General features: G+C 49.9%; 17 protein-coding genes. 4 read left to right on the forward strand and 13 right to left on the reverse strand.

Features of this window, described 5'->3' with window-relative positions; all coding sequences use genetic code 11:
• Positions 1-114 precede the first annotated feature (114 nt).
• The 6 genes from serS to lrp all read right to left on the reverse strand — a co-directional run bounded on the left by serS (position 115) and on the right by lrp (position 6857).
• Complete coding sequence (gene serS, locus IEX02_RS15890; RefSeq protein ID WP_188697397.1) at positions 115-1404, reverse strand: serine--tRNA ligase; 1290 nt, start codon at positions 1402-1404, stop codon at positions 115-117.
• 9 nt (positions 1405-1413) lie between these two features.
• Positions 1414-1803 (reverse strand): fluoride efflux transporter CrcB, encoded by a 390-nt coding sequence (gene crcB, locus IEX02_RS15895; RefSeq protein WP_229702270.1) that lies wholly within the window; start codon positions 1801-1803, stop codon positions 1414-1416.
• A complete protein-coding gene (locus IEX02_RS15900) occupies positions 1796-3115 on the reverse strand; it encodes a replication-associated recombination protein A (RefSeq protein WP_188697401.1) in 1320 nt (439 codons plus the stop codon). Before IEX02_RS15900 ends, crcB begins: the two co-directional genes overlap by 8 nt.
• Positions 3112-3744, reverse strand: a complete 633-nt coding sequence (gene lolA / locus IEX02_RS15905) for an outer membrane lipoprotein periplasmic chaperone LolA (RefSeq protein ID WP_188697403.1) — start codon at positions 3742-3744, stop codon at positions 3112-3114. The genes IEX02_RS15900 and lolA overlap by 4 nt, the downstream gene beginning before the upstream one ends.
• Positions 3745-3822: 78 nt before the next feature.
• Positions 3823-6201, reverse strand: coding sequence for a DNA translocase FtsK (locus IEX02_RS20645; protein WP_188697406.1), 2379 nt, complete (start codon positions 6199-6201; stop codon positions 3823-3825).
• A gap of 170 nt (positions 6202-6371) precedes the next feature.
• Complete coding sequence (gene lrp / locus IEX02_RS15915; RefSeq protein ID WP_188697409.1) at positions 6372-6857, reverse strand: leucine-responsive transcriptional regulator Lrp; 486 nt, start codon at positions 6855-6857, stop codon at positions 6372-6374.
• 126 nt (positions 6858-6983) lie between these two features.
• Here lrp and ald point away from each other — a divergent pair, with 126 nt between their 5' ends.
• Positions 6984-8114, forward strand: coding sequence for an alanine dehydrogenase (ald, locus tag IEX02_RS15920; RefSeq protein WP_188697412.1), 1131 nt, complete (start codon positions 6984-6986; stop codon positions 8112-8114).
• A gap of 54 nt (positions 8115-8168) precedes the next feature.
• Here the strand turns inward: ald and IEX02_RS15925 are convergent, their stop codons facing one another.
• Positions 8169-8822 (reverse strand): glutathione S-transferase family protein, encoded by a 654-nt coding sequence (locus IEX02_RS15925; RefSeq protein WP_188697416.1) that lies wholly within the window; start codon positions 8820-8822, stop codon positions 8169-8171.
• A gap of 84 nt (positions 8823-8906) precedes the next feature.
• Between IEX02_RS15925 and IEX02_RS15930 the strand changes: the two genes are divergently transcribed.
• The 3 genes from IEX02_RS15930 (at position 8907) to IEX02_RS15940 (ending at position 11056) form a co-directional block, all read left to right on the forward strand.
• Positions 8907-9437, forward strand: a complete 531-nt coding sequence (locus tag IEX02_RS15930; RefSeq protein ID WP_188697419.1) for a TetR/AcrR family transcriptional regulator — start codon at positions 8907-8909, stop codon at positions 9435-9437.
• A 68-nt stretch (positions 9438-9505) separates the two neighbouring features.
• Entirely contained in the window at positions 9506-9787 is a 282-nt protein-coding gene (ppiC, locus tag IEX02_RS15935; protein WP_188697424.1) for a peptidylprolyl isomerase PpiC, read from the forward strand.
• A 36-nt stretch (positions 9788-9823) separates the two neighbouring features.
• A complete protein-coding gene (locus tag IEX02_RS15940) occupies positions 9824-11056 on the forward strand; it encodes an Aq_097 family APC-type transporter (RefSeq protein ID WP_188697427.1) in 1233 nt (410 codons plus the stop codon).
• Here the strand turns inward: IEX02_RS15940 and IEX02_RS15945 are convergent.
• The 6 genes from IEX02_RS15945 to IEX02_RS15970 form a co-directional block, all read right to left on the reverse strand.
• Positions 11053-12750, reverse strand: coding sequence for a sensor domain-containing diguanylate cyclase (locus tag IEX02_RS15945; RefSeq protein ID WP_188697430.1), 1698 nt, complete (start codon positions 12748-12750; stop codon positions 11053-11055). The two genes, IEX02_RS15940 and IEX02_RS15945, sit on opposite strands and share 4 nt — an antisense overlap.
• Before the next feature lie 200 nt (positions 12751-12950).
• The gene (locus tag IEX02_RS15950; protein ID WP_188697432.1) at positions 12951-13196 is read right to left on the reverse strand and encodes an EF-hand domain-containing protein; all 246 of its coding nucleotides are present in this window, start codon (positions 13194-13196) and stop codon (positions 12951-12953) included.
• Positions 13197-13273: 77 nt separating this feature from the next.
• Positions 13274-14284, reverse strand: coding sequence for an oxygen-dependent tRNA uridine(34) hydroxylase TrhO (trhO, locus tag IEX02_RS15955; RefSeq protein ID WP_188697435.1), 1011 nt, complete (start codon positions 14282-14284; stop codon positions 13274-13276).
• Between the two features lie 127 nt (positions 14285-14411).
• Complete coding sequence (locus IEX02_RS15960) at positions 14412-15002, reverse strand: hypothetical protein (protein WP_188697438.1); 591 nt, start codon at positions 15000-15002, stop codon at positions 14412-14414.
• Positions 14995-15597, reverse strand: coding sequence for a sigma-70 family RNA polymerase sigma factor (locus IEX02_RS15965; protein ID WP_188697441.1), 603 nt, complete (start codon positions 15595-15597; stop codon positions 14995-14997). The genes IEX02_RS15960 and IEX02_RS15965 overlap by 8 nt, the downstream gene beginning before the upstream one ends.
• Before the next feature lie 15 nt (positions 15598-15612).
• On the reverse strand, positions 15613-17256 hold the full coding sequence (locus IEX02_RS15970) for a vWA domain-containing protein (RefSeq protein ID WP_229702255.1): 1644 nt from the start codon (positions 17254-17256) through the stop codon (positions 15613-15615).
• Positions 17257-17369: the final 113 nt, after the last annotated feature.

A 17369-nucleotide genomic window follows, 5' to 3' on the forward strand; every position in this document is an offset into this window, starting at 1 on the left:
CGGGTGGTCAGGAGAAAACCCAATAAATACCCCACAAAGAAAAATGCCAGTCAGCTTAACTGACTGGCATTAGGCCAATCGGCCCGTTTTTGATGGTTAAATTACCGCTCTCGCTTAACGGATCACTTCAACACCGCCCATATACGGGCGCAGCGCATCCGGGATCTCAACACTGCCATCGGCTTGCTGGTAGTTTTCCAAAATGGCCACTAAGGTACGGCCGACCGCTAACCCTGAGCCATTCAAAGTGTGCAGTAATTCGGGTTTACCGGTTTCAGGGTTACGGTAACGGGCCTGCATACGGCGCGCCTGGAAATCCACCATATTTGAGCATGAAGAGATTTCACGGTACGTGTTCTGCGCGGGCAACCACACTTCCAGATCGTATGTTTTACTCGAGCCAAAGCCCATATCACCGGTGCAAAGCAGCATTTTACGATAGGGTAAGCCCAATAAACGCAGGACCTTCTCGGCGTGCTCGGTTAGCTCTTCGAGGGCCTCAAAAGAGGTCTCAGGCTTAACCAACTGAACCAACTCCACTTTGTCAAACTGATGCTGACGAATCAAACCACGGGTATCACGGCCATAGGAGCCGGCTTCACTGCGAAAACAAGGCGTGTGCGCCGTCATCTTAAGGGGCAACTGCTCTGCTGGGAAAATTTCATCACGCCCCAGATTGGTCAAAGGGACCTCAGCGGTGGGGATCAGGCTCAAGCCCTGCCCCTCTTCCGTGGCAGGCTTAGTATGAAACAGATCTTCGCCGAATTTAGGCAATTGGCCGGTACCAAATAAACTGTCCGCGTTGACCAGATACGGGACATACATTTCCTGATAGCCATGTTCGCTGGTATGCAGATCCAGCATAAACTGGGTTAAGGCACGATGCAGACGGGCAATTTTACCGCGCATAACCACAAAACGCGCACCACTGAGCTTAACCCCAGCCTCAAAGTCCAGCCCTTTATCCAGCGCCGTCGCCACATCAACATGATCTTTGATATCAAAGTCAAACTGACGCGGGGTTCCCCAGCGGCTGATTTCTTTGTTCTCGTCTTCATCCCGTCCCACTGGCACGGACTCATGTGGCAAGTTAGGCAGTGCCTGCGACAGTTGGCTGATTTCGTCTAACAGCGCATCCAGTTCGGTTTTCGCACTGTCCAGTTCATCGCCCAGCTTGCCCACTTCGGCCAATAAAGGCGCGATATCTTCACCGGCAGCCTTGGCTTTGCCTATATTCTTGGAACGTACGTTACGCTCATTCTGCAATTCCTGGGTGCGAACCTGCAGTGCCTTACGTTTTTCCTCAAGGGACTGAAAGGTTGCCACATCCAGGGTGAAGCCGCGGGTGGCAAGGCGCTGCGCGGTTGTCTCGATATCGCTGCGCAAAAAATTCGGGTCTAACATGCTGTGTGATTAACCTTTGTTTATGATCAATTTAATTCCCAGCCACGCCGCTAACAGGCAGCACAGCAGGTTTAACACAATATTGCCCACGGCTTTCATCCATGCGCCTTGTTGCATCAGCAACAGGGTATCCAGGGAAAACGTGGAAAATGTGGTCAGGGCGCCAATAAAGCCAATGCTAAGAAAGGTTCGCCAAGGGTGGCCTGCCACATACTCGCTTTCGATCAGGCCATACACTATGCCTATCATCAAAGAGCCGAGAATATTGACGGCCAGTGTACCAAAGGGAAAGCCTTTACCAAACCATTGCAAAGTCAGTTGCGAGATAAAATAACGTAAGCAGGCGCCCATGGCCCCTCCAGCGGCAATGGTCGCGTATAAAGCAAAACTATTACTTATAACGTTGCTGCTCACTTTGCTCGTCCTGCTCTCGCAAATAATCCAGTTTGGCACGGATCTGTTTTTCCAGCCCCCGTTCATTAGGCTGATAATAGCGTTGATTTGCAAGCTGTGGCGGCAGGTAACATTCACCGGCCGCGTAAGCCCCAGGCTCATTGTGGGCATAACGGTATTCGCTGCCGTAGCCCTGCTCTTTCATCAGCTTGGTTGGGGCGTTACGTAAATGATGCGGCACCTCAAAATTAGCCTGTTCTCTGGCGTCTTGGCGTGCTTGTTTAAAGGCCGTGTACAGGGCATTACTTTTAGCCGCACAGGCACAATAGACCAATGCCTGTGCAATAGCCCGTTCCCCTTCTGCCGGCCCAACCCGATGAAAGATATCCCAGGCATTCAGACATACCTGCAAGGCTCTAGGGTCTGCATTGCCGATATCTTCAGAGGCGATAGCCAATAACCGCCGGGCCGCCACTAATGGGTCGCATCCCGCCTCCAGCATACGGGCATACCAATACAAAGCACCATCCGGGGAGGAACCTCTTACGGACTTATGCAAGGCGGACAGCATATCGTAAAACTGATCGCCTCCTTTATCGAATGAGGCCACCTTGCCGCCTACAGCGTCGCGCACGGTCGCAACACTCACCAAGCCTTGTTCGGCAAAATCCGCTGACAACTCAAGGTAATTCAGTACACGCCGTCCATCACCATCAGCAAGTTCGGTCAACAGTTGACGTGCATCATCAGCCAAGGTGATGCCGTTAAAGCGGCTATCCTGCATCGCCCTAACCAACATCCAATCCAGATCCGCGGCTTCAAGCTTCTTAAGCAGATACACCCTGGCTCGGGATAACAACGCCCCATTGAGTTCAAACGAGGGATTTTCGGTAGTGGCGCCGATAAAAATCACCGTACCATCTTCAATATGGGGTAAAAACGCGTCCTGCTGGCTTTTGTTAAAGCGGTGGACTTCGTCTACGAACAATAAGGTTTTCTTACCGAGTGACAAGGCCTGGTGGCGGGCATTGTCGATGGCTTGACGGATTTCCTTGACCCCCGAGGTCACTGCCGAGATGCGTTCAACATGGGCATCACAATAGCCGGCAATCAATTCGGCCAGGGTGGTTTTTCCTGTCCCAGGCGGGCCCCAAAGGATCATAGAATGGGCTTTACCCTGCTCAATAGCCCTTCGTAGCGGTTTCCCCTCGCCAAGAATATGCTGCTGCCCGGCGTAGTCTTGCAAGCGTTTTGGCCGCATTAATGCGGCCAGTGGCTGATAGGGGTTATCCTGGCCAAAGTCCAGTTGCTGGGTCATGGTTTTGGCAAGCTTCCGGTCTGCACCTGGCGTTGATCATCCAGTTCGTAACCATCGGGAAGCGCGAAGCGAAACAGCTCTGCCGGTAACGAGGCGTTTTGCTGGATATCAGAAAAATCCAGGGTGCTGGTTTGCTGCTGCCTATCCAACAGGCTCAGTGAAACCAGAGTTTTTCCGTCAAATTTCAGGGTCAGGGTGTCAATCTGGCTGTCCTGATTGTGGCTGCGAATCTGGAAACTGGCGCCCTCGGCAGTCACCGCGAAGTCCTGCCAATGCTGACTGTCCGGCTGTGCCAATAAAATCAGCGGATTATCTGCCACTGTCGTCTGCTGGTCCATGACAATGGCTTGTTCGACGAAGGGATCAACATGCCAGACAGCTTGGCCGTCTGCAATCAACAGCGTCTCATGGGGCGCAAATAACTCCCAGCGCAATTGATTGGGCTGCTGAAGTTGCAATTTACCTGTTGCTTCCTGAACGTGCTGCCCTTGCCCATCCACAACCTGCTGAGAAAAATTAGCCTGAAAACTTTGCAATGCATGCAGTCTGCTTTTGAGGCTATCGGCAGCGTCATCAGCCAAAACTGGCATGGCCAGGACACACAAACTGGTTAGAAATATTTTCTTCATACACACTTCTTGGTAATTCACACAGTCACATTGTGACAAGTTAAACTGACCATTGCCTGAATGCGACCTGTCGTAACATCAAACCGGTGGCGGCGCTAATACTTCGCGGTTGCCGTTATGGCCTTGCGCACTCACAACACCACACATCTCCATCTGCTCAACAATTCGCGCTGCGCGGTTGTAGCCAATTCTGAACTGGCGCTGCACGCTGGACACTGATGCCCGGCGACTTTGGGTCACAAAGGCGACAGCTTCGTCATACAGTGGGTCTGATTCAGCGTCATCGCCTTCGGCTTGCTCTCCAGGCAGCAACACTTCAGCGCTACCCTCTCCACTTAATATTTCGTCGATATAATTCGGTTTACCGCGTTTCTGCCAGTCGGCCACCACCGCATGTACTTCGTGATCATCCACAAAAGCGCCATGTACCCTGGTCGGTACACCGGTGCCTGGCGGTAAATACAGCATATCCCCTTGTCCCAGCAAGGCTTCTGCGCCCTGCTGATCGAGGATAGTTCGGGAGTCAATCTTAGATGACACCTGGAAAGCAATACGTGTGGGAATGTTGGCTTTGATAAGACCGGTAATGACATCCACAGACGGGCGTTGAGTAGCCAGCACTAAATGAATACCGGCAGCCCTGGCCTTCTGAGCAATACGGGCAATAAGCTCTTCCACTTTTTTGCCGACAATCATCATCATATCGGCAAATTCGTCCACCACTACCACAATGCTGGGCAGCTTTTCCAAATCTGGCGCTTCGGGATCCATACTCTGCTCTGGCTTCCACAGCGGGTCCTTAATCGGTTCACCGGCTTCAATGGCCTCCGCAATCTTAGCGTTGTAGCCTTTAAGGTTACGTACCCCCAGCGCAGACATCAGACGATAACGACGTTCCATTTCCCCCACACACCAGCGCAGAGCATTGGCCGCCTCTTTCATATCGGTGACCACTTCCGCTAACAGATGAGGAATCCCCTCATAAACTGACAACTCCAACATTTTGGGGTCAATCATTATCAGCCGCACATCTTCGGGGCTGGATTTATACAGTAGCGACAGGATCATCACGTTGACGCCCACCGACTTACCAGAGCCTGTAGTACCAGCCACCAACAAATGGGGCATTTTTGCCAGATCCACCACCACAGGTTTTCCGGCAATATCCTTACCCAGTACCATGGTCAGGTTAGAGGCAGATTTTTGGAAAGTATCACACTCAATGACTTCGGACAGACGAACCATTTCACGATGTTTATTCGGCAGTTCCAGGCCAATCACAGATTTCCCCGGAATGACCTCCACCACCCGCACCGATATGGCCGACAAAGCACGGGCCAAATCTTTAGCCAGCGAAGAAATCTTGGCAACCTTCACCCCAGGGGCTAAATCCAGTTCGAAACGCGTGATCACAGGGCCCGGATATACCCCCACTACTTTGGCCTCGATGTTAAAGTCCAGAAGTTTAGCTTCAACCAGACGAGAAGCGGCTTCCAGCTCTTCAGGGGAGATAGGGTTTTTCACCTTGTCGGGACGATCGAGAAGATCAAAGGGCGGGCGCTCCCCTTCCACGGCGAATTCCTGTTCCAGTTCTGCCAGGGTTTTAGGTTTATCTTTGGTCGGCTTCGTTTTCACGGCAGGCGCCGCAGCAGGCGTGGCTTTTACTGGCTCCGGCTGTTCAAAAACCGCCACATCATCAAAGCTAGGTTCATCATCCAGAGTAAAGACCGGCTCCATAACAGGTTCACGTCTTATCACAGGGTCAACCGCAGGTTCCTGACGTGCGGCGACCGGCGCTTCCACAACCTCATCATCTTGCGGTTCCACTGCCTTGGCTCGCTTAGGCAAACTGGGTACCTGCATATCCTGAAGCATGGCCGGTAGCCTGCCAAGCCAACGTAAGCCACTGATAGTCCAATCGCCAAGGTGGTCAACCAGCGCTAACCAGGACAGTCCTGTCATTAAGGTCAATCCGGTACATAAAAAACACAGCAACAGCAGCGTCGTACCCGCCAGATTAAAATAGGGTAACAAGCGCCCACTGATGGCATCTCCTACAAAACCACCCGCGGAGAATACATAGATATCATCTGCATTGAGGCTAAACAGCGCCGTGGCACCAATTATCGATAAAATACAGCCAATCAGCCGCAGGCCTATAGTAAGGTAATCCAGTTCCAGCAAATCTTTGGTTTGCTGAAATAAAAACCAGCCTAGCAAGGCAATGCCAAATGGAAAAGCGTAGGCAATATAACCAAAGCTATTTAAGAGGATGTCTGCAAACCAGGCACCAATAGAGCCCGCTGCATTTTGCACGTCTTCACGAAAACCCGCCTGGCTCCAGCTTGGGTCGGCGGGGTCAAAAGAGGCCAAAGCGAGCAACAGGTACAGCGCAAACATGCTGCACACTATCATGCCCACTTCCATAATCCGTTGGATACCAGAAAGTCGCGCCATAATCATTTAATTGTTATATATAAATTGCCACTGCAAACAACCTGCAAAGATACCAGCCACATTCGCAAAATCCTAGCGTAGTGGCTCATAAACCCTGTTTTTATTGCCAGTATTTTCACGGTTGAACAAATCTTGTTCGGGGTGTCGCTAAACGCCAACAGCAGGTGGGATTATTTGAGGTTAATTTTCAAAATGCCGGTATGCTTCACTTCTTCCATTACCACGTAGGTTCGCGACTCACTGACACCAGGCAAGCTCAGTAAGGTATCGCCCAGCAACTTTCGGTAGCTGGACATGTCCGCCACTCTGGCTTTGAGCAAAAAGTCGAAATCCCCTGCTACCAGATGGCATTCCTGAATATCGTCAAGTTTACGAACCGCAGCAGAAAATTCTGCGAAGATGTCGGTGGATGTCTTGGTTAAGGTTATCTCAACAAAGACTAACATGGCCGCACCAAGCTTGGCCGGTTCAACCTTGGCGTGATAGCCTGTTATGTACCCTTGTTGCTCCAAACGCCTGACCCGTTCTAAGCAAGGTGTGGCACTTAGGCCAACCCGACGGGATAATTCCACGTTGGAAAGACGGCCATCTTTTTGCAGCTCCACCAAAATATTACGGTCGATACGGTCAAGATGTTTAGGGGTTTTAACAAGCATACAAAGTTCCGACAAATCGACGTTTAGCAGGATTATATGCCGAAATTAACATTTTTTCAGCATACTCTTCCGTAAATCTTTTCATATACTTCACAACCCCATTTTTCCGCAAAGGTTAAACAGAACATGTTGATCGGTGTACCCAAAGAAATAAAAAATCATGAATACCGTGTAGGACTGACGCCCGCTGCCGTAAAGGAATTTGTCACCCACGGCCATAACGTGGTTGTGCAGAAAGACGCTGGCACAGCCATTGGCTTTACTGATGATCAGTATGTGGCTGCAGGCGCAACCATCAGTGATAAGGCAGAAAGCATTTTCGACAACGCTGAAATGATCGTGAAGGTCAAAGAGCCTCAGCCCAACGAATGTAAGATGCTGAGCAAGGGGCAAACCCTCTACACCTACCTGCATTTAGCACCTGATCCAACGCAAACAGAGCTGTTGGTAGCGTCCGGCGCTACCTGTATTGCTTATGAAACTGTTACTGATGCTCGCAATGGTTTGCCATTGTTGGCCCCTATGTCAGAAGTGGCTGGCCGTATGTCTATTCAGGCCGGCGCCCATTATCTGGAGAAGGCCCATGGTGGTAGCGGCACATTGTTGGGTGGTGTACCTGGTGTAGCGCCAGGAAAAGTACTGATTGTCGGCGGTGGTGTGGTTGGCACTAACGCCGCGAAGATGGCCATTGGCCTTGGCGCCGATGTCACTATTTTAGACCGTTCCCTGCCCCGTTTGCGCGAACTGGACGATATCTTCCGTGGTCAACTGAAAACCGTTTATTCGACCGTAGATGCCATTGAGCATTATTCTTCCAAAGCGGATCTGGTTATCGGTGCTGTGCTTATCCCTGGCGCTGCGGCTCCTAAGCTGCTGACCGCGGAACATATCCGTAATATGAAAGAAGGCTCTGTTGTCGTTGACGTGGCTATCGACCAGGGTGGCTGTTTTGAAACTGCTCGCGCCACCACCCATCAGGATCCAGTTTATACGGTTGACGGTGTGGTGCATTATTGCGTGGCTAATATGCCTGGTGGTGTTGCCCGCACGTCCACCATGGCACTGAACAACGCTACCCTGCCCTTTGGTTTAGCACTGGCCAACAAAGGTCCGAAGCAAGCCATGTTGGATGACGTTCACCTGTTAAACGGTTTGAATGTTCATGAAGGCAAGGTGACTTACAAAGCCGTGGTTGATGCCTTGGGTAGCCAATTGGGTTTGACCTACACCGATGCCCGTACTGCATTGGGTGGCTAAATTTCTTTAACTGAAAACCAAAGGCGCTCAGTTGAGCGCCTTTTTTATACGGTATTATCCTTGCTTGGGCACCAGCACTTTTGCGCAGGAAGGGTGCGTGGCTTTCATACGCATCACATATTGGTAAACAGCACAGTCTTCACTTACCAAGGCAAAAGGAGTTTTAAGTTGTGTTGCATAATACAGTGAAGGTAACGCCATAGCGTCGGCCAGACTGAATTCACTACCAAACAGGTAGCCCCCTTCTTCTGACAACCACTTTTCTACCAAAGCCAAAGCATCTAGTGCCGCCGGTTTGTTCATCTCTATGACATCCAAACGCGGCGTCCCTTCCGGTCCTTTTGGAAAGACCAGTTCCAGCATGTAATCACGGATCAGCGCATGATTAATATAGTTGGCCAGTAGTAGTACCCTTTCATCCAACTTCGCTGCCAACCAAGGATCCTGAGGCTGCAATTTGGGGCCCGGAAACTGATTATCCAAATAGCGAATAATACTGGAAGATTCACAAAGCACCTTATCCCCACTCAGTAATACCGGCATCTTGCCATAGGGGTGCCAGGCCAGGTGCTGCTCACCCTTAAACGGAACCTCGTGTCCCGCCACCGTCGTACCCATACTGTAAGGTATCTGCTTTTCTTCACACACCAGTTGCGCCACCCGGCCGAAGCTACTAAAGGGCACGGAATATATATGAACTTTTTGCATAACGTCTCCTTTGATTATTCACTTGCTTCAGCATAGAAAATGCCTAAATATGTTCAAGAACATATTCTGAATCAGGATACATATATGGCCTGGAAGCACAGCCACAAAGAACAAACCCGCGAGCGCATTTTAGCCAGTGCCGCTCGTTTGTTTACCGAACATGGTTTTGAACAAATCAGTATTGACCAGGTGATGACAGACGCCAAGCTGACCCGGGGCGCGTTTTACGCCCATTTCACATCAAAGTCGGCACTTTACCGAGAGGCTATACAGACGGCGGCCAATAACAGTATTAGCCTTCTTCCCCCGACACCCAGCCATACAGAATTGGCTGAGCGGTATTTGTCTCCCGAACACGTTAAGGGCCACGGCAGGCGCTGCCCACTGGCTTTTCTCGTTACCGATATCAGTCAGCGTGACAATGAAGTGAGAGATACTTATACCAGCACGTTTCAGGGCATGGTGCGGTTACTTGAATCCGGTGGTTTGTGTCGAGAAAAAGCCCTGCAACAGGCGGTATTAATGGTAGGAGGTGTAGCCATTGGCAGAGCACTTAATGATGACGACCTCATCAACGAGATGCTCCAAAGCTGCCGCCCCCACGCTGAGATTTGAAACCTGATAAGACGATAGCGGATAATAACAGACCGCATTTTCCTTTGTGATCTAAAGAGGACGCTCCAATGGCACGAAAAGCCGCTGCACTGCATATATTGGTAAAAACCGAACAAGAATGTTTGGCCCTTAAACAACAGTTAGCTAAAGGTGGTAGCTTCCAGCAATTGGCGAAGAAGCATTCCTTATGTCCTTCAGGGAAACGAGGCGGAGATTTAGGAGAGTTTGCCCAAGGCCAGATGGCACCCGCTTTTGACAAAGCGGTGTTTAAAGGTCCTGAACTGGAAATCCAAGGCCCGGTGAAAACTCGCTTTGGCTATCATCTGATTAAGGTACTCTACAAACGCTAACCGTAAATTACGCGCAGGCATCAAATGGCGATACAAATGCAAGTACCAACCCAAGACTTCACCACGCTGGATGCTGTCCTGCTAACATTAAGCCTGGCTTTGGTGGTATGGCTATTACAACCTCGCGTTAAAAACTCCGTGTTCTGGCAAGCAACAGTAACCCCACTGGCCTCAATAATTGGCAGCGGCTTTCTGGTGGTTGTGCCGCTGCTGGCCAATATTGCCGGACATTGGGCAGGGATAGCCATTGTGGCTATAGTCTTGCTGTCATGGTGGCTGGGCAGTGCAATGCGCTACAGCATGCAGGTTGAAGAGCTGGAACAGGCGATGCCTCAGGATAAGCTCTTATTAGGTTTGGAGCGCTTCGCCGACATAGCACTTGCCTTTGCTTATGTTATTTCCATTACTTTTTATATTAGGCTGATGACAGGCTTCGTGTTAACCGGTCTGGATATCTATTCAGAGTTTAATGCGAACATCGCGGCCAGCCTGGTGCTGGGCATTATTGGCCTTTACGGGCTCTTAAAGGGTCTGCACGGGCTTGAGCGCTTGGAAGAATACTCGGTCAGTGTAAAACTCGCCATTATTGCCGCTTTGCTGGTGGGTTTACTGTGGCAGGATATTCAGCAGGGCTATCATTGGCATGGCCTAGCCAGCCCCGAGCAACCTTGGTGGCAAAGTCTATGTCAACTCGCCGGTATGTTGCTTATTGTGCAGGGGTTTGAAACCAGTAAATACCTGGCCTCTCAATATCCGGCATCAATAAGAATTCGCTCAATGGCGTTGGCTCAAATATTGGCAGCCTTTATTTACATCAGCTTTGTGGTATTGGCGATGCCCTTTATGGGACAGTTTGTTGGGACTACGCCCAGTGAAACCGCGATCATCACCGTATCGGCGCAAATTACCCTTATCTTACCCACTTTGCTCATTATTGCTGCTGCTATGAGTCAGTTCAGTGCCGCCATTGCTGACACCATAGGTGCAGGTGGTGTAGTGGAACAGCAGAGCCGCTATCGAATTCGCGCGCGTGGTCTTTATCCGGTGATCAGTCTGCTTAGTTTAATACTGCTTTGGAGCAGCAATATATTCCAGCTGGTTAGCTATGCCTCCAGAGCCTTCGCCTTTTACTACCTGTTACAAGCGTTGATTGCGGCACGGCACTGTGCCATACGTGAACATGCACCTAAGCGGGTCGCCTCTTATCTGAGTTTAGCCTTGCTTATGTTGCTTATCGTTCTTTTCGCCGAGGCAGTGGAAGGCCACTAATTATCTGGCATCTGTTGAACACAAATTTGATTCCGGCCGGACTGCTTAGCCTGGTAGAGTGCCTTATCGGCGCGATTTACCGCCATTTGGATAGTTTCTGTGCTGTTATCAACTTCAACTAAGCCAATACTGACAGTAAAATGCAAGGTATCCTGCTCATCGGTAATAAGTACCAGGGACTGAATGGCCAGCAAGATACGCTGCGCACATTTATTGGCTTCCTGCTCATCCGCAGCCGGTAACAACACAACAAACTCTTCCCCGCCAAAGCGGGCAATCAGGTCCTTACTTCGACAGAACTTCTTAAGGGTAGTTGCCACCTCAACAATAACCCTGTCCCCCATTTGGTGACCATAAGTATCATTGACCCGCTTAAAGTGGTCGATATCTGCGACCAGTACCGAAAGTGGCTCTTGCTGAGTCTTTGCCACTTCTAACAGGTAGTCGGCTTCCGAATAAAAATAGCGGCGATTATAGAGCTTGGTTAAAGGGTCTGTGGCGGCCTGTCGCTTCAATTCCTCCTGGGAATGGCGGATATCTTCAAGAATTTTAATTCTATATGAAATGATAAAGGCCAAGGTCAAAGCTTCCAGTACGATACCAATGCCAACACCAAAGTGACTGATGTAGCTTGGGCTTATCAGCCCTTTATAAAACAGCACGGCCATACCGTTAAACAACACGAAGAAGCTGTGTCCAATCAGAAAGTACTTCACTAATGGATTACCTTTTCGGTACAGAGAAATACTCACCGAGAAGGTAATTATCATCATTAGCGCAGCCAGGCTGCTGGCAGGCTTCAGGGCTCCGGAAATATCAAATAAGCCATACACCAAGGTCACCGACAGCAATATCAGCATAAATTGCAAAAAGCGGTGTTCGATGGGGTAAAAACGTTTGGTCTCGAAAATGGTCATAACAAACAATAACAGGAAGATTGGCATAGTGATTAAACTGAGATTCAGCATAAACACCCTGTCACCATACCAGCCAAACACATTAGCCAGTAACCCATAAGACAGCGCAATCCAAAGCAGGCCCGAAATCAGATAAAAGGAATAATAGATATTCTCTTTTTTACTGGTGGCAAAATACAAAAGGCCATTGTAAAACACCAGCGCCAGCATCATGCCCACCATCAGGGCAATATCAGTTTTAGCCCCAATAAGCGCCCGTTTTGAACCTTCAGCATCATGCAGGTTCAGAGCAAACCATTGATGTGAATAAGCATGGCTGCGAACATATAAGGTCAGTGTCTCGTCAGATACCATGTTTATGGGGTACACCACAGCGCCCCTGTACATCAGCGGACTGTCCTTAGCGTCGTTCATATCCAGCCATTCACTGTGAGTCAGGGTCGCACCACGAAACTCGTAAAATGCCACGGAGCGAACATGATAGGCATAAGGCAAATGCACAAAAATTTGTTGGGCCGTTGTCCCCGCAATGCGCAGTTGGAGCTTATACCAGGTGACCTTTGCACTCGTGCCCAAGGTGGTATAGTTCCCGGTCGGGCTAAATGACTGCCTGGTCACCTCTTCAATATCCAATGAGCGCGAATCGTCGATAAAGTAGCTAAGTTTAAAGTCGGTTAGATTGACCGTATCTTCGCTGATAACCAGTGGTGAGGCCTGGGCATGGAAGGTGAATAGCAAGCAGAAATATATGCATAAATAACGACTAACCTGCAACATACTGACCTTCCAGTGTCTGGATAAACTTTTAAAAAGTTGGCTTTTTCAATATGTTACAAGAATGTTGGATGATCACCAAGCCAATCTGCTTTAATCACCCTGTCTGCTTCATCGTGCGCTAAAGTGGCTGACCTCTGCATACAAGAGGCGGAGATTAAAAAAGGCGCTCAAAGCGCCTTCTTATCTGTCACTGATAAAAATCAGTATTCCCACCAACCCTGCTGCCACCAGGTCAAGAATTCTTCGAAGTCGATGTGCCCATCCGCATTCTCATCAATCATGCTGAAGGCTTCTTCAACTACTTTAACCTTGGTTTTAGGTGAAAGTACGGTTAGTAACTCAATAAATTCACCCAGATCGATCATGCCGTTATGATCATTGTCAAAAAAATCGAACTCCTTACGGACTTCGGCAACTTGGGCTTCGGTTAGGGATTGTCCTGACATAACACTTCCTCGAATTAGGACGATGTGGGGGCTAGTTTACCCCCGGACTTCATCTGTGGACAACCCACTCGCTGACTTTACTTTACCTGTTCGGCTTTTTTTGCCGCATTGGCAGCCAATGCTCTGGCCCGGCGCTCACTGGCCTTTTGCTGGCGACGCTGTTCCATGGCAATACGGGCCTCTGCGCCCACATGCTCTTCATCACGCTGTTTTGCCAGTTCCACCTGCTTTTCGCGCTCACGAAAACGTGCCAGTTGTTCTTCGCTGTGCTTACCAAAACATTTAGGACAGCTAACGCCGGATTCATACTCAGGCTGCTGTTTTTCCTCTTCTGTGATGGGCAAGCGGCAGGCATAGCATTGGTCGTAGTGGCTACGCTGTAAGTCGTGATTCACCGCGACGCGGTTGTCGAATACAAAGCAGTCCCCTTCCCACAAGCTTTCTTCTTTAGGTACTTCTTCCAGATACTTAAGAATGCCACCTTCTAAGTGATACACCTCTTCAAAGCCCTGCTCTTTCAGATAGGCTGTGGACTTTTCACAGCGGATACCGCCGGTGCAGAACATGGCAACTTTTTTATGCTTGCCAGGATCAAGTTGCTCCTTCACATACTGAGGGAACTCGCGGAAGGTTTGGGTATTGGGATTTACAGCATGTTTAAAAGTACCAATCTCAATCTCGTAGTCGTTGCGGGTATCGATAGTAATGACATCGGGATCACTGATAAGTGCATTCCAATCAGACGGCTTAACATAGGTACCTACAGTGCGGCGCGGATCAATGCCTTCCACGCCCATGGTGACGATTTCTTTTTTCAGCTTAACCTTAGTGCGGTGAAACGGCTGGGTTTCATCAAAAGAGACTTTATAACTGATGGGGTTTAAGCGCGCATCCGCGTTCAACCAGGCCAGCAGCGCCTCAATAGCGTCCTGTGTACCAGACACTGTACCGTTGATTCCTTCATGGGCCAGCAACAAGGTGCCCTTGATAGCCTGAGCTTCCATAAACTCGGTAAGGGGTTGGCGAATCGCCTGATAATCTTCTAGCGTGACAAACTTGTACAACGCACATACTACGATCTGAGACATGAAACTTTCCTCTAGCGGGCTGGAACGTAAATCCAGAGCCAAATACATCGACACCCGATACAGGGTGCCCTGAAACGGCGGCATTTTAGGGGAAAAGCCATAAAATTTAAAGGGGATTAATGCCCCACTACTGACTATTCGCAGCGCGGTGCAAGGCGTCCTGCAACAAGGTTTGCTGCGCTTCGCTAAGCCTTACTTTCACCTCAGGAATTTCCTCAACCAAGATCAGTAGCAAATCCCCCGCCTGCTTGGTCTTTCCATCGGCTATCAATCTATCTATTTCAGCCAGCCGCTCACGAGTAAGCGCCTTTGATGTAACGCGGGATTCTTTGGCCTGCTCGGCGGCAACATCCAGCTCCAGGCGCTCGGCTACCTGACGTTTTCCCTCGGGCATCGCCTGATATTCATGTCGCTCCTGCTGAGGTGCACTTGGCATCACATCATATCTAGGTGGGGCGGATAAGACCTGCTCTTCAGGTGGCAAAATGGGCGAGGTAGTAAAAAACAGTACCCCCACTAACAAGGCGGCCGACACGACACTGGACAATGGCCAGCGCCAGCTTGACCAGCGCGAGGTATCTTTACTTTCCAAAGGCACAGAATGGACAGCAGCACCACGTTCGGCCATGGCCAGGATACGCGCATCAAGATGGTCAGGAGAGTTTTCTTTCTCCATACTCTGATACAGAGCAGACAGACGCTTTTCGTCATCAGTCATGGTCTTGCTCTCCTAGGCCGATACATTTACTCAAACTCGCCACCGCATAACGCCAACGGCTTTTGCATGCCTCAACCCCACAGCTCATAATCTTAGCGACCTGTTCCATACTTAAACCGGCTTCTTCTTTAAGTAAAAAGACATCCAACTGCAAGGCGGGTAATTTACCCAGACAATGCTTAAGCCGGCTTGCTAACCTAGCCTGCTCGGTTAAGCTGTGCGGATAAGCTTGTGATGGTTCTTCTAAGGCGTCGGGCTCAGTCCCCACCAAGGTAAATCGACGATGGGCTTTGCGATGCTGGTCGGCCAGCAAATTACGGGCAATCTGATATAGCCAGGTGGTAAACCGGGCAAAAGGCTGATAGTGATGAGCTGAAGTGATGACACGCTGCCAGACCTCCTGTACTAATTCTTCTGCGCATTCAGCATCCATCCCTCTACGCAGGAAAAATCGCCACAGCGGGTCTTTGTGCTGCCCATACAAGTGGCGAAATGCCTGTACATCACCGCCAGCATAGGCCAGCATCAACTGTTCGTCGGATGGCTGGCCTGTGGAGGCAGAAATACTGTCGTGTTGGGGCTGAGCAAATGGCATATGCCACCCTTTGGTTTATTCAAAAAGGCCTGATGTCTGGCTTAATAGCGCAGCACTTTTAAGCAAATTGATAAATTCATGACGATAACCCTGTGGATCACTACCTATCCCTCGTTGGGCCAGGGCAATCAGCGTCTGATAATCACTATCCTGCATATACTTCCCCCCCTTAAGCTGCTGCGCAAAGCCAGCGACGGCGGCCACAAAGGCAAAATCGTCCTGCACGTCCTTTGAAGATAGCTGCTCAGCAGTCACAATATCAGTGATCAACTGGCTTTTTTGCGCTAAAGGTAGCTTATACCTGAGTTTAATCTGTGCAAGCTCATTGGCAAAGTCGGTTTTCTTGGCCCTCTGCTGGTAACGAAGTGGCTCAAGCTGTTCTCCACCAGACCCCGCCAGCGCGATTTCATAGATAGCCGTTACGCTATGCCCTGCGCCAATTTCACCGGCATCCACCTTATCATTATTAAAATCTTCCCGATCCAGTAAGCGGTTATAATAGCCCACCAGACGATACTCACTGACCAGCGCAGGATTAAACTCCACCTGAATTTTCACATCACTGGCAATAATCTCCATGCTGGAAGACAACTCATCCACTAACACCTTACGCGCTTCATTGATGCTGTCGATATAGGCATGCTGACCATTACCCAAATTAGACAGACTTTCCATCATGGCATCATTGTAATTACCGCTGCCAAACCCCAGGGTAGTCAGGGCAACGCCGCTTTCACGCTGACGGCGGATAAGGGCCTTAAGCCCATCCAGATCCGACATACCGACATTAAAGTCACCATCGGTAGCCAAAATAACCCGATTTACCCCCTGCTTGATAAAACTAGTCCGGGCCAACTGATAAGCTTGAAGAATACCGCCTTCACCATAAGTACCGCCCCCCGCAGACAGGCTATCAAGGGCCATCTGAATGCGGCCATGCTGATCCCCAGGCGTCGGCTCAAGTAACGTTTCGCTGCGACCCGCATAGGTCACAATACTAACCCGATCCCGATGGTCTAGCTGGCTGGTTAACAGTCGCAGACTGCTTATCAGCAGCGGCAGCTTTTCAGGTGCATTCATTGAGCCGGAGACATCCAGTAAAAACACCAGATTGGCGGCTTTTCGCTGCTCTTTATCGCGCATCTGTCCTTGCAAACCGATTTTCAATAAATGACGCTTAGCATTCCACGGGGACACCGCTAGCTCGGTGTTGATGCTGAACACCTTCCCTTCAGTCGGTGCTGGATAGGCATAGGAGAAATAATTGATAAAATCTTCCGCTCGCACCGCGTCAGCCGGCGGCAACTGGCCCTGATTTAGCATGCGCCGGACATTGGTGTAACTGCCGGTATCTACATCAATTGAAAAGGTCGACACGGGCTGTTCACTGGCCAGCATCAAAACGTTTTCAGGGGTGACCAGATAACGCTCTCGGCTTTGTGGCATAACGCCCCGAGGTGGAGGTAAAGGCGCATAATTCGCCGCATCTGCCATTACACGCTGCGCTGCTTGCATGGCAGGCATGGTTAGGACTTTATTTTCGACCGCACTTTCTTCCGCCCTAGGCGCTCGCTGCTTTGGCGGCTCGTTGGCACAAGCGCTCAGCAAAAAGCCTAGCAATAAGTAACAAGCACGGTGGGAACCTGGACAATGTGGCATATATAGCATCCTTTTTAGGGGTTGAGTTTTTCCCTATAAACGATGCTATTGGCGATTTGGGTTATTTATTTTTGCGACTCTGTTTTACTCAACAGAGTCGCTGACAGCCGCTT

The sequence above is a fragment of the Bowmanella pacifica genome, from assembly GCF_014645355.1.
Classification (GTDB): Bacteria; Pseudomonadota; Gammaproteobacteria; order Enterobacterales; family Alteromonadaceae; genus Bowmanella; species Bowmanella pacifica.